Source organism: Streptomyces sp. NPDC037203 (assembly GCF_055605065.1).
Genome location: NZ_JBVJUC010000002.1, coordinates 321,496 through 334,949, shown reverse-complemented (window position 1 = coordinate 334,949; position 13,454 = coordinate 321,496). Strand labels below are relative to the sequence as shown.

General features: G+C 73.3%; 10 protein-coding genes. All 10 read left to right on the top strand.

Features of this window, described 5'->3' with window-relative positions; genetic code table 11:
* Positions 1 to 141: 141 nt before the first annotated feature.
* The 10 genes from ACZ7EC_RS05985 to ACZ7EC_RS05940 all read left to right on the top strand — a co-directional run bounded on the left by ACZ7EC_RS05985 (position 142) and on the right by ACZ7EC_RS05940 (position 13,452).
* Positions 142 to 1,353 carry an ROK family transcriptional regulator gene (locus ACZ7EC_RS05985; protein ID WP_471058604.1) on the top strand — a complete coding sequence of 404 codons (1,212 nt, stop codon included), beginning with the start codon at positions 142 to 144 and terminating at the stop codon, positions 1,351 to 1,353.
* A gap of 126 nt (positions 1,354 to 1,479) precedes the next feature.
* Positions 1,480 to 2,832, top strand: a complete 1,353-nt coding sequence (locus ACZ7EC_RS05980) for an ABC transporter substrate-binding protein (RefSeq protein WP_471058601.1) — start codon at positions 1,480 to 1,482, stop codon at positions 2,830 to 2,832.
* Positions 2,833 to 2,835: 3 nt separating this feature from the next.
* Entirely contained in the window at positions 2,836 to 3,777 is a 942-nt protein-coding gene (locus ACZ7EC_RS05975) for a carbohydrate ABC transporter permease (RefSeq protein ID WP_471058598.1), read from the top strand.
* Between the two features lie 2 nt (positions 3,778 to 3,779).
* Positions 3,780 to 4,673, top strand: coding sequence for a carbohydrate ABC transporter permease (locus tag ACZ7EC_RS05970; RefSeq protein WP_471058595.1), 894 nt, complete (start codon positions 3,780 to 3,782; stop codon positions 4,671 to 4,673).
* 7 nt (positions 4,674 to 4,680) lie between these two features.
* Positions 4,681 to 5,946 (top strand): 6-phospho-beta-glucosidase, encoded by a 1,266-nt coding sequence (locus tag ACZ7EC_RS05965; protein ID WP_471058592.1) that lies wholly within the window; start codon positions 4,681 to 4,683, stop codon positions 5,944 to 5,946.
* On the top strand, positions 5,937 to 6,923 hold the full coding sequence (locus ACZ7EC_RS05960) for an N-acetylglucosamine kinase (RefSeq protein ID WP_471058589.1): 987 nt from the start codon (positions 5,937 to 5,939) through the stop codon (positions 6,921 to 6,923). Before ACZ7EC_RS05965 ends, ACZ7EC_RS05960 begins: the two co-directional genes overlap by 10 nt.
* A gap of 200 nt (positions 6,924 to 7,123) precedes the next feature.
* On the top strand, positions 7,124 to 8,575 hold the full coding sequence (locus ACZ7EC_RS05955; protein ID WP_471058586.1) for a hypothetical protein: 1,452 nt from the start codon (positions 7,124 to 7,126) through the stop codon (positions 8,573 to 8,575).
* Positions 8,576 to 8,589: 14 nt separating this feature from the next.
* The gene (locus tag ACZ7EC_RS05950) at positions 8,590 to 9,615 is read left to right on the top strand and encodes a glutamate ABC transporter substrate-binding protein (RefSeq protein WP_471058583.1); all 1,026 of its coding nucleotides are present in this window, start codon (positions 8,590 to 8,592) and stop codon (positions 9,613 to 9,615) included.
* 40 nt (positions 9,616 to 9,655) lie between these two features.
* Positions 9,656 to 10,930, top strand: coding sequence for a coiled-coil domain-containing protein (locus ACZ7EC_RS05945; RefSeq protein WP_471058580.1), 1,275 nt, complete (start codon positions 9,656 to 9,658; stop codon positions 10,928 to 10,930).
* Entirely contained in the window at positions 10,927 to 13,452 is a 2,526-nt protein-coding gene (locus tag ACZ7EC_RS05940) for a serine/threonine-protein kinase (protein ID WP_471058577.1), read from the top strand. Before ACZ7EC_RS05945 ends, ACZ7EC_RS05940 begins: the two co-directional genes overlap by 4 nt.
* Positions 13,453 to 13,454: the final 2 nt, after the last annotated feature.

The following is a 13,454-nucleotide window of genomic DNA, read 5'->3' as shown; positions in this document are numbered from 1 at the left end:
CCAGCCCGGCCGGCATCCCCGCGCGCCACGGGATAACGACTCCGTTCCGCCCGGCTCCCGTGTATTGACGCCCGCTCCCCGGCGGGCTTACGTTCGGGCACAATAGGAAAGTTTCCTAACAGTGAGGCGGGTGCGGGAACCATGGCAGGAGCGGCCGGTACGCCGGGGACTCCGCGCGTGCTGCGTGCGATGAACGACCGTGCCGCGCTGGATCTGCTGCTGGAGCACGGCCCGCTGTCCCGTACCCGGATCGGGAATCTGACGGGGCTGTCCAAGCCCACCGCCTCCCAGCTGCTGGCCCGTCTGGAGGCCGCGGGGCTGGTCCGGGTCACCGGGACCAGCGAGGGGCGGCCGGGGCCCAGCGCCCAGCTCTACGCCGTCGACCCCGGTGCCGCCTACGCCGCCGGCCTCGACGTCGCCCCCGACCGCATCCGCGCCGCCGTCGCCGACATCACCGGCCGCACGGTCGGCGAGTACGAGCTGCCCACCCCCGGCAGAAGGCCCGCACAGCCCGTCGTACGGCAGGTCACCGACGCCCTCGACGGCGCGGTGAAGGCCGCCGGACTCGCACGCGGCGAGCTGCACCGGGTCGTCATCGGCACCCCCGGCGCCTTCGACCCGAACACCGGCCGGCTGCGCTACGCCTCGCACCTGCCCGGCTGGCACTCCCCCACGCTGCTCGACGAGCTGGCCGCCGCGCTGCCGATGCCGGTGGAGTACGAGAACGACGTCAACCTCGTCGCCCTCGCCGAACAGCGCCTCGGCGCCGCCCGCGGCCACGGCGACTTCGTGCTGCTGTGGAACGAGGAGGGCCTCGGCGCCGCCCTCGTCCTCGGCGGCCGGCTGCACCGCGGCTGGACCGGCGGCGCCGGCGAGGTCGGGTTCCTGCCGGTGCCGGGCACGCCCCTGGTGCGCCAGGTGACCCGCGCCAACAGCGGCGGCTACCAGGAGCTGGCCGGCGCGCAGGAGCTGCCGAAGCTGGCCCGTGCACTCGGCGTCCCGGACGTGCCGCCGGGGCCGTACACCGAGGCGGCGCGCGAGCTGCTGGCGCGCGCCGCCGACCACACGGGCGGCCCGCACCGGGAGCTGCTCCAGGCGTACGCGACCCGCCTCGCCACCGGTCTCGCCGCCCTCGTCTCCGTCCTCGACCCGGAACTCGTCGTCCTCAGCGGCTCCGCCCTCACCGCCGGCGGCGAGGTGCTGCGCGCCCTGATCCAGGCCGAGCTGGAGGAGCTGGCGGCGGCCCGGCCCCGACTCGTCCTCGGTGACATCCGCGAACGCCCGGTCCTGCGCGGCGCGTTGGAGGCCGCGCTCGCCACCACCCGCGACGAGGTCTTCGACACCTCCCGCTGACCGGCCTCTGAGCCCGCGCCCCGGCCCGCAGAACACGCCGGGGCCCCGGAACACCCGCCGCGCCCCCGAGTACCGCCCGCACCGCGCCCTCCCCACTCCGACCCGACCGTCCTGGGAGATCTCGCCATGCCCACCGCAGCACCCGGAGTCACCAGAGCCACCCGCACCGCCGCCCTCGCCCTCGCCGCCTCCGCCGTGCTGCTGGCCGCCGGCTGCACCGGGCAGTCCGGCGCGGGTGCCACGGACGACCCCACCAAGGACACGACGATCAACTTCTGGCACGCCTGGAGCGCGCCGAACGAGGTCGCGGCGGTCGGATCGCTGGTCGCCGGCTTCGAGAGGGCGCACCCCAACATCCATGTGCACATCGTCGGCAACATGACCGACGACAAGATCAACCAGGCGCTGCGCGCGGGCGGCGGCGACGCCCCCGACGTGGTCTCCTCCTTCACCACGAACAACGTGGGCAAGTTCTGCTCCTCGGGCGCGCTCGTCGACCTCGCCCCCTTCCTGAAGAAGGCGGGCATCGATCCCGCGCGGACCTTCCCGAAGGCGATGAACGAGTACACCCAGTTCGACGGCGACCGCTGCACCGTGCCGCTGCTCGGGGACGCGTACGGGCTGTACTACAACAAGACGGCGTTCGCGAAGGCCGGGATCGGGCGGCCCCCGAGGACCTGGAGCGAGTTCGAGGCCGACGCCAGGAAGCTGACCATCCCGGACGGGGACTCGTACAAGCAGCTCGGGTTCATGCCCGACTACCACGGCTGGGAGACCACCACCGAACACTACTTCGGCCAGTTCTCGCCGACGTACTTCACCAGGGACGGGAAGTCGAACGTCGCCGAAGACCCCGCGTTCAGGGAGGGTTACGCGCTCCAGAAGCGGCTCGTGGACGAACTCGGCGGATTCCGGCGGCTGGAGCGGTTCCGCGCCACCCTCGGCGACGAGTGGGGCGCCCGACACCCCTTCCACACCGGGCAGGTGGCGATGCAGCTGGACGGCGAGTGGCGGCTCGGGATGGCCGAGCAGGCCAAGCCGAAGTTCGCGATAGGCGTCGCGCCGCTGCCCGTACCGGACGATCAGCGTAACCAGTACGGCAAGGGCTACCTCACCGGCACCATCACCGGCATCGCCGCCACCAGCCGCAAGCAGAACGCCGCCTGGGAGTTCGTCAAGTACATCAGCACGGACACGGACGCCGTGGTCGGCTTCGCCAACGACATCCACAACGTGCCGTCCACCCTCGCCGCCCTCAAGTCCCCGAAGCTGACGTACGATCCGCGCTTCAAGACCTTCCTGGACATCGCCGCCGACCCCGACTCCACCACCACGCCCGCCTCCCTCAACGGCGGCCAGTACCTGGTGACGCTCCAGCAGTTGGGCTACGACTACGAAAGCGGCAGGGTCACGGACCTGACGGCCGGCCTGAAGAAGGCCGCCGCGCAGATCGACACGGACATCGCGCAGGCGAAGTAGCCGATGAGCACGCTCACTCTCGCCGCCAAGCGCCGCCGGTCGGCCCTGCGGACGCTCGCCTTCCTGTCGCCCTGGCTGATCGGCTTCGCGGTGTTCTTCGCCTACCCGCTGATCTCCACGGTCTACTTCTCCCTCATGCACTACGACGGCTTCCGGCCGCCCGCCTGGAGCGGCGGGAAGAACTGGGCCTACGTCTTCGAGCACTACCCGCTGTTCTGGCCCGCGCTGCGCAACACCCTGTGGCTGGTCCTGGTGATGGTGACCCTGCGCGTCGCCTTCGGACTCGGCATCGGGATGCTCATCACGAAGATCAAGACGGGTACGGGTGTCTTCCGCACCCTGTTCTACCTGCCCTACCTCGCCCCGCCGGTCGCCGCCACCATGGCCTTCGCCTTCCTCCTCAACCCCGGCACCGGGCCGGTCGACTCCCTCCTGGAGAAGGCCGGGATGCCGGCGCCGGGCTGGTTCGGCGACCCCGACTGGTCCAAGCCGGCGCTGACCCTGCTCGCGCTGTGGGGCATCGGCGATCTGATGGTGATCTTCATGGCCGCGCTGCTCGACGTGCCCAAGGAGCAGTACGAGGCGGCCGAGCTGGACGGCGCCGGCGCCTGGCAGCGGTTCCGGTACGTGACGCTGCCGAACATCTCCCCCATCGTGATGTTCGCCGTCGTCACCGGCGTGATCCAGGCCATGCAGTACTACACGGAGCCGCTGGTCGCGGGGAAGGTCGCCTCCGGGGTGATCCAGGGTGCCGGCGCGCAGTTCGAGCCCGGCTACCCCGACAAGTCCACGCTCACCCTGCCCCAGCTCGTCTACAACCTCGGCTTCCAGCGCTTCGACTACGGCTCCGCGTGCGTCGTCGCCCTCGTACTCTTCGCCCTGTCCACGGCGTTCACCGCGCTTCTGATGCGGCGCCGGGGCGGCCTGATCCAGGCAGGTGACTGACCATGACCCATGTGCTCGCCCCGCCCACCCGGTCGGCACCGGCGTCCGCGCCCGCGCGGCGGACCGCCCGCCGCAAGGAGCTGCTCCACTGGATCGCCGTGCACTCCCTCGGCGTCGCCGCCGCCCTCTTCTTCGTCCTGCCCTTCGTGTTCGTGCTGCTGACCTCGCTGATGAGCGACAGCCAGGCACTGAGCCGCGACCTGATCCCGCACACCTGGCAATGGGGCAACTACCGCACGGTCTTCGACACGCCCGGCTTCCTCACCTGGTGGCGCAACACGCTGGTCTACGCCGGCCTCGGCACCGTGCTGACCGTGGTGTCCTCGATCCCCGTGGCCTACGCGCTCGCCAAGTTCCGCTTCCGGGGCCGCAATCTCGCCCTGATGCTGGTGATCTCGATGATGATGCTGCCCCCGCAGGTCGTCGTCATCCCGATGTACCTCTTCTGGGCGAAACAGCTGGGCCTGTCCGGGACGCTGTGGCCGCTGATCATCCCGATGGCGTTCGGCGACGCGTTCTCCATCTTCCTGCTGCGCCAGTTCCTGACGACGATCCCGGACGAGTACGTCGACGCCGCCAGGGTGGACGGCTGCGGCGAACTGCGCACCCTCGTCCGGGTGGTGCTGCCGATGGCCAGGCCCGGCATCGCCGCCGTGGCCCTCTTCCAGTTCTTCGGCGCCTGGAACGACTACTTCGGCCCCCAGATCTACGCCTCCGAGAACCCCGGTGCCTGGACGCTGAGTTACGGCCTGGAGTCCTTCAAGGGCGCGCACCACACCGACTGGAACCTCACCATGGCCGCGACGGTCCTGGTGATGGCCCCCGTGATCATCGTGTTCTTCTTCGCCCAGAAGGCATTCGTCGAAGGCGTCACGCTCACCGGAGTGAAGGGTTGACCTCTGTATGAAACTCACCGTGGTCGGCGGCGGCTCGACCTACACCCCCGAACTGATCGACGGCTTCGCCCGGCTCAGGGACACCCTGCCCGTCGCGGAACTGGTCCTGGTGGACCCGGACGCCGAACGCCTGGAGCTGGTGGGCGGGCTGGCCCGGCGGATCTTCGCCAGGCAGGGGCACGGCGGGCGGATCGTCACCACCGCCGACCTGGACGCGGGCGTCGAGGGCGCCGACGCCGTGCTGCTGCAGCTCCGCGTCGGCGGGCAGGCGGCCCGGCAGCAGGACGAGACGTGGCCGCTGGAGTGCGGCTGCGTCGGCCAGGAGACCACCGGCGCCGGCGGCCTCGCCAAGGCGCTGCGCACCGTGCCGGTCGTGCTCGACATCGCCGAGCGGGTCCGCCGCACCAATCCGCGCGCCTGGATCATCGACTTCACCAACCCGGTCGGCATCGTCACGCGCGCCCTGCTGCACGCCGGGCACCGCGCCGTCGGCCTGTGCAACGTGGCGATCGGGCTCCAGCGCAAGTTCGCCGACCGCCTCGGGGTGACCCCGCAGGACGTGCACCTCGCGCATGTGGGGCTCAACCACCTCACCTGGGAGACCGCGGTGCGGCTCGGCGGGCCCGAGGGCGAGAACGTGCTGCCCCGGCTGCTCGCCGAGCACGGCGACGCCATCGCCGACGACCTGCGCCTGCCGCGCGCCCTCCTCGACCGCCTCGGCGTCGTCCCCTCGTACTACCTGCGCTACTTCTACGCCCACGACGAGGTCGTCCGCGAACTGCGCACCAAGCCCTCGCGGGCCGAGGAAGTGGCGCGGATGGAACGGGAACTGCTGGCGATGTACGGCGACCCGGCCCTGGACGAGAAGCCGGCGCTGCTCGCCCGGCGGGGCGGCGCGTACTACTCGGAGGCCGCGGTGGACCTGGCGGCGGCGCTGCTCGGCGGCGGCGGCAGCCCGTACCAGGTGGTGAACACGCTGAACAAGGGCACACTGCCGTTCCTCTCCGACGACGCGGTGATCGAGGTGCAGGCGGCGGTCGGCCCGACCGGTCCCGCGCCGCTGCCGGTGCCGGAGGTGGACCCGCTGTACGCGGGGCTGATCGCGAACGTGACGGCGTACGAGGAGCTGGCCCTTCAGGCGGCGCTGCGCGGCGGCCGGGACCGGGTCTTCCGCGCCCTGCTCGCGCACCCGCTGATCGGTCAGTACGACCGTGCCGAGACCCTGACCGACCGACTGATCGCACACAACCGGGAGCACCTCGCGTGGGCCTGACCTCGACCGACACCGCGAGCGTGCTCGCCATCGACGCGGGCAACAGCAAGACCGACGTGGCCGTGGTCAGCGCCGCGGGCGAGGTGCTGGGCACGGCGCGCGGCGGCGGTTTCCGGCCCCCGGCGGTGGGGGTGGCGGCGGCCTTCGACGCGCTCGCCGAACCGGTGGCGCGGGCGCTGGCGAAGGCGGGCCTGGACCGCGTCACCCATGTGTCCGCGTGTCTGGCCAACGCCGATCTGCCCGTGGAGGAGGAGCGGTTGGCGACCGCGCTGCACGCGCGGGGCTGGGGCGGCGCGGTGGAGGTGCGCAACGACACCTTCGCGATCCTGCGCGCGGGCGTCGCCGAGCCGCGGGGTGTGGCGGTGGTCTGCGGGGCGGGCATCAACTGCGTCGGGATGCGGCCCGACGGCCGTACCGCCCGCTTCCCGGCCATCGGCCGCATCTCCGGTGACTGGGGCGGCGGCTGGGGCCTCGCGGAGGAGGCGCTGTGGTGGGCGGCGCGGGCGGAGGACGGCCGGGGCGAGGCGACCGCGCTGGCCCGCGATCTGCCCACCCACTTCGGGCTGCCCTCCATGTACGCGCTGATCGAGGCCCTGCACCTGGAGCACCTGGCGCCCGAGCGGCGGGGCGAGCTGGCGCCGGTGCTGTTCGCCACGGCGGCCGGCGGCGACCCGGTGGCCCGCGCGCTCGTGGACCGGCTCGCGGACGAGGTGACGGTGCTGGCCACGGTCGCCCTCGCCCGCCTGGAACTGCTGGACGAACCGGCGCCGGTGCTGCTCGGCGGCAGCGTGCTGACCGCCGGGCACGCCCAGCTCGACGACGGCGTCCGGGCCCGGCTGGCGGCCCGCGCCCCCAAGGCCGCCGTGCACGTCGTCACCGCACGCCCGGTGCTCGGCGCCGCCCTCCTCGGGCTCGACCGGCTCGGGTCGTCGGCACAGGCGCAGGAGCGGGCGCGGAGGTACTGGGAGGCGCCCTGAACTCCCCTGTGGAGAAACGGTTTCCTCGGGGTGTGGCGCGGTCCGGCGCACACCCCGCCCCGAGGAACCGAACACCTGGTCCCGGCGTGTATAACGGCAGCGCACGCTGGGGCCCGTACAAGATCCAGTGAAGGCCGGTGCGGAATGTCGGTCCGTGCGGCGATACTTGGCTGCGTACGGATGACCATGGGGGAGGTCGAGTGACACACCCGCCGCAGAGCGCAGCACCGCCGGCCGCCGGCCCCGCGGTGCCCGCCGCCCCCGGCATCCCCGCCCAGTCCGGCCGGCCGTCCCCGGCGCCGTCCCGCGCACCGCAGCAGCACCGGGAGCCGCACTCCCGGCGGACCGCCTTCGCCGAGGGCGCCGGGAAGCTGCGGGCCGCCGCGGCCACCGAACCGGGCCGGCTGCGCGTCATCGGGGCCGTACTCGCCCTGCTGGTCGTGGCGTTCGGCGCGGCCACCGCCTGGCAGAGCAGCGAGCGCGCCGCCGCGGCGGACGACATCCTGCACCGCAGCCAGCCCCTCAGCTCCGGCGCCGCCGACATCTACCGCTCACTGGCGGACGCCAACACCGCGGCCTCCAGCGGCTTCCTGGCGGGCGGCCAGGAACCGGCGGCCACCCGCGACCGGTACGAGAAGGACATCAGCGCCGCCGCCTCCGGCCTGGTCACCGCCGCCGCCAACGCCGAGCCGGGCAGCGCCTCCGAGGCCACCGTCGCCCGGCTGAACCGGCTGCTGCCCGAGTACAAGGGCCTCGTCGAGCGGGCCCGCACCTACAACCGGCAGGGCTACCCGGTCGGCGGCGCGTATCTGCGGTACGCCAACGAGAAGATGCAGACGCAGATGCTCCCGGCCGCCGAAGACCTGTACACCAGGGAGAACGCGCGTCTGGACGCCGACTACGGGGACGCGACGCCGTACCCCCGGACGGCCATCGCGCTCGGCGTGCTCACCCTGGCCGGGCTCGGCTGGGCCCAGCGCCGCGACTACCGGCGCACCAATCGCGTCCTCAACCGAGGCATGCTGACCGCGAGTTGTGCCACCGTCGTCGCCCTGCTGTGGCTCACCGCCGGCCACACCGTCGCCCGCTCCGAGCTGACCGGCTCGTACGACCACGGCATCCGCTCCCTGACCGTCCTGCACGACGCCCGCATCGCCTCCCTGAAGGCGCGGGGCAACGAGAACCTGAGCCTGGTGGCGCGCGGCGCCGAGACCCTCACGATCGACGGCAAGCAGTACGACACGTACTACTACGACTTCGACAAGGACATGACCGCGCTCGGCAGGGGACTGGGCCGGGCGGAGCGGCTCGCCGACGACTCCGGCGGCACCGCCCCCGTCAAGGCCGCCGAGGCCGGCACGGCGCTGTGGAAGCAGCGGCACACCGCGGCCCGCACCGAGGACGAGAACGGCGACTACCAGCAGGCGCTGGACAAGGTGATCGGAGCCAGGGGCACCACCGGCGAGTGCTTCGACGGGGTCGACAGCGACCTGGCCCGCGCGATAGGCCATGAGCAGGCCGAGTTCCAGCGGGCCGCCGCGCGCGGGCGGGACGCCATGACCGGGCTGCCCGTCGGCGCCGCCGCCCTCGCGGTGCTCGGCGCGGCGGGCGCGCTCGCGGGGATCGGCCGCAGGCTTTCGGAGTACCGGTGAGAAGGGGCGGGGCGATGGACGCGAGCCGGCTGCGCGGCTGGGGCGGGGTCGGCACGATGGCGCTCCTGTGCGCCCTGGCGCTGGCCTTCGTCCTGCTGCTGCCGTGCACCCAGGTCGCGCACCACCACCGCGCCCCGGTCCGGGCCGGGCAGCAGCTCGCCGAGGGCAGCCAGGTGCGCGCCGGCTCCTGCCAGGACTCCGCGGCGCAGCAGCAGACCCTCGCCCCGTCCGGCGCCGACGGCCCGGCCATCGACGCGATCAAGGCCCGCCAGGGCGCCCGGCGCAAACTGATCGTGGGCGTCGACCAGAACAGCTACCGCTGGGGCTACCGCAACCCGAACACCGAGGGCGCCCAGCTGGAGGGCTTCGACATCGACCTGGTGCACCGCATCGCGCGGGACATCCTCGGCGACCCGGACGCGGTGCAGTTCAAGGCGATACCGACCAGCCAGCGGATCTCGGCGATCCAGGACGGCCGTGTGGACATGGTGGTCCGTACGATGACGATCACCTGCGAGCGCCTCGGGCAAGTGGCTTTCTCGGCGCCGTACTTCAAGACCGGGCAGCAGGTCCTCGCACCCAAGTCGTCGCCGATCACCGGGTACAACGGCACCCTGGCGCACAAGAAGGTCTGCACGGCCGCCGGTTCGACGGGGTACGCGAAGCTGGCCGCGGACAAGAAGGCCGGGGCGCTGCCCGCCTCCACGGACATCTCCACCACCGTGCCCAGCCAGCTCGACTGCCTGGTGCGGCTCCAGCTCGGCGAGGCGGACGCGGTGGTCACCGACGGCGCCCTCGCCGCGAGCCAGGCCGCGCAGGACCCGACCGTGGAGCTCAAGGGCGCGCCGTTCACGACCGAGTACTACGGAGTGGCGATGAGGAAGGACGCCTCCGATCTGGTGCGCCGGGTCAACCGGGTCCTGGTCGCCTACCGCGCGAGCGGCTGGCAGGCGTCGTACGACACATGGCTGTCGGCCACACTGGGAAAGGACTCCTCGGCGTCCAAGCCGCCCGCACCGCGGTATCTGCGCACCAGTTGAACCACGGCCGACGGAACACACAGCAAGCGAGAGGTGATCGATGGGCGTCACGGACCCCGCCGGGCCGGTGATGGACCGGGACGAGGTGGACCGTGCGCTGGCGCGGCTCGGCCAGGAGCACGAGGCGATCGAGACGTCGCTGCTCGCCCTCCAGGACCACGCGGGCCGCCGGCTCCTGGAGGGCGCCGAACTGTCCGGCGTCACACAGGAGCGCTGGCAGGCCACCGAGGCGCGGATCACCCTGCTGTGGTCGTACTTCGACGCCTATACGGCCGCGCTGCGCGGCGCCCGCGAGATCCGCGCCCGGCGCCGCTGGTCCAGCCGGGAGGACCTGGCCGAGCTGACCGAGCTGCTGCGCGGCACCTCCGTGGCGGTCGCCGACCCCGGCCGCGGACGGCTCAGCGAGAGCTTCTCGCTGGCCGAGCTGGTGGACCGGATGAACGAGATGTACGCGAGCAGCCTGGACCTGGTCGTCGCCGCCGACGCGGTCTGGTCGGCGCTGCCCGCGCGGATCGACCTCCTCGCCGCCGAGCTGGCGCGCACCCGGCAGCTCGCGCACTCCGTCGGCGTGCGCCCCGGCGAGCACCCGGCCGGTGACGACCTGGAGCGGATCACCCGCACCCTGACCCGGCTGCGCGCGGACGTGATCCGCGACCCGCTCGCCTTCTGGGTGCCGGCCAAGGGCAGTTCCGCGCCCGGCGGCGGCCGCCCGGACACCACGGTGTACGACCGCGAGGCGCGCGCCCTGGAGGACGTGCGCCGGGAGATCGACGCGGTGCTGACCGTGCGCCAGGACGCCGAGGCCCGGCTGATCCGGCTGCGGGACGTCCTCTCGCGCGCGGACCGCACCCTCGCCGAAGCGCGCACCGCACGCGGCGAGGTGCTGGCGAAGATCGCCGCCACCGAGGTGCCGGTGGTCAGCGGCCCGCCGACCGTGCTCCAGGAGCAGCTGGCGACGGCGGCCGAGTACCGGCGCAGCGCCCAATGGCACCGGCTGTCCCCGCTGCTGGAGTCCCTGGAGCAGCGCGCCGAGGACGAACTGCTGCGCGCCCGAGAGCAGTTGGCCGCGGTCACCGCGCCGCTCGCGGTCCGCGCCGAACTGCGCGGCCGGCTCGACGCCTACAAGGCGAAGGTCGCCCGGCACGGACTGGCCGAGGACCCGTTCCTGGTGGAGCGCTACGACGCCGCCCGGCGGATGCTGTGGAGCGCGCCCTGCGATCTGCGGGTGGCCGAGACCGCGGTGCTGCGCTACCAGCGGGCGGCGGCCGAACTGCTGGAGAGCGCGCCCGAGGAGCGCAAGGGGGAGCAGGGATGAGCGGGGCCGGGCGGGCCTGTCAGCGGCCGGACTGCGCTGGGGCGTACGAGGACGTCGGCGGCGGCGAACTGTACTGCGGCACCTGCGGACTGGCGCCCGTGGTGTCGGCGACCGGGTTGGTCGGCTCGCCCCCCACCGGTGTGACGCGGGGGGCCGCCGACAGTCGGGGTTCGGGCAGCGCCCGCAGCGCCCGCACCTCCTCGCAGTCGTCCCGGTCCCGGCGCTCGGTGTCCGGGCGGCTCTCGCGGTCCCTGTCCGGGGGCGCCGCCACCGCCCGTTCGGTGTCGGTGCGCAGCTCCGGCTCCGCGTCGGGGTCGTCGGGGCGCGGGCGGCTCGGCGCGGGCCTGGTGGACGTGCCGCAGGTGCCCCGGCCCGACCCGCAGACCATGGTCCTGGACCACCCCGAGGTGCCCGAACGCAAGCGGTTCTGCTCCCGCTCGGACTGCGGGGCGCCGGTCGGCCGGGCCCGCGGCGACCGGCCGGGCCGCACCGAGGGGTTCTGCACCAAGTGCGGCCACCCGTACTCCTTCGTGCCCAAGCTGAAGGCCGGGGACATCGTGCACGGCCAGTACGAGGTGGCGGGCTGCCTCGCGCACGGCGGCCTGGGCTGGGTCTACCTGGCCGTGGACCGGGCCGTCTCGGACCGCTGGGTGGTGCTCAAGGGCCTGCTGGACACCGGGGACCAGGACGCGATGGCCGCGGCGATCTCCGAGCGGCGCTTCCTCGCGGAGATCGAGCACGCCAACATCGTGCGGATCTACAACTTCGTGGAGCACCTGGACCAGCGCACCGGCTCCCTCGACGGCTACATCGTCATGGAGTACGTGGGCGGCAAGTCCCTCAAGGAGATCGCCAACGCCCGCCGTACGCCGGAGGGCAGACGCGATCCGCTGCCGGTGGAGCAGGCGTGCGCGTACGGCATCGAGGCGCTGGAGGCGCTCGGCCACCTGCACAGCCGCAACCTGCTGTACTGCGATTTCAAGGTCGACAACGCCATCCAGTCCGAGGACCAGCTCAAGCTGATCGACATGGGCGCGGTGCGCCGCATGGACGACGACGAGTCCGCGATCTACGGCACGGTCGGCTACCAGGCCCCCGAGGTCGCCGAGACCGGCCCGTCGGTGGCGAGCGACCTGTACACCGTGGGCCGCACCCTCGCCGTGCTGACCTTCGACTTCCAGGGATACACCAACGTCTACGCCGACTCGCTGCCGGACCCCGAGACCGTCGACGTCTTCCGCGGCTACGAGTCCTTCTACCGGTTCCTGGTCCGCGCCACCGACCCCGACCCGGCCCGCCGCTTCGGCTCCGCGCGGGAGATGGCGGAGCAGCTGACGGGGGTGCTGCGGGAGGTCGTGGCGCTGCGCAGCGGCCAGGCACGGCCCGCCCTGTCGACCCTGTTCGGACCCGAACTGCGGGTCACCGAAACGGAGTTGTTCCCCCGCCTGTTCGGGGAGGTGTCCCGGCTCGGGGCCCGGACGATCCCGAGGCGGAAAGGCGGTTCCCCCGGCCGCCCCGGCGCCGCGAACGCCCCGGCACCGGCCGCCCCCGTGCCGTCCGCCTCCCTGCCGGCCGCCCTGGTCAAGCCGCTCGGCGTCGCCGCCGCGGCCCTCGCGCTGCCCGTGCCCCTGGTCGACCCGGCCGACCCCAACGCCGGTTTCCTCGCGGGCCTCGTGGCGTCCGCGCCCGCGGAACTGCTCGGCGCGCTGACGGCGGTGCCCGCGCAGAGCGTCGAGACGCGGCTGCGGCAGGTGCGGGCGCGGCTGGAGACCGGGGACCACTACGGCGCCGCGACCGGGCTCGCCGCGCTGGACGAGGAGCGGCCCGAGGACTGGCGGGTGGTCTGGTACCGGGGCCTGGCAGCGCTGGTCACCGGCGACTTCGAGGGCGCCGCGCTCGCCTTCGACGCGGTCTACGACGCCTTCCCCGGCGAGGCCGCGCCCAAGCTGGCGCTGGGCGCCTGCGCCGAGGTGCTGGGTCAGCTGGACAACGCGGCCGACTACTACCACCTGGTGTGGACGACCGATCCCAGCTATGTGAGCGCCGCGTTCGGGCTCGCGCGGGTGCGGCTCGCGGCCGGGGACCGGCAGGGCGCGGTGCGGACGCTGGAGTCGGTGCCCGAGTCGTCCATCCACTACACGGCCGCCCGGATCGCCGCCGTCCGGGCCCGGCTCAGAGGACGCGTCGCGGGACCGGGTGACGTACGGTTCCTGGAGGACCTGACCACCGCCGCCGGGCAGATCGAGGCGCTCCAGGCGTACGGGCTCGACCCGGCACGGCGCGAGGTGCTGTCGGCGGAAGTGCTCGGTTGTGCGCTGGACTGGATACTCTCCGGGGGCCAGGACACCGCCCGGCCGGCCACCGGCGGGCGGGTGCTGCTGGGCAGCGGGCTGGACGAGCGGGGCCTGCGCTTCGGTCTGGAGCGCGCCTACCGCGCGCTGGCCCGGCTGGCTCCCGGCGGCCAGGAGAGGATCGAACTGGTGGAACGGGCCAACCGTTACCGCCCCCGGACGTGGGTGTAGTT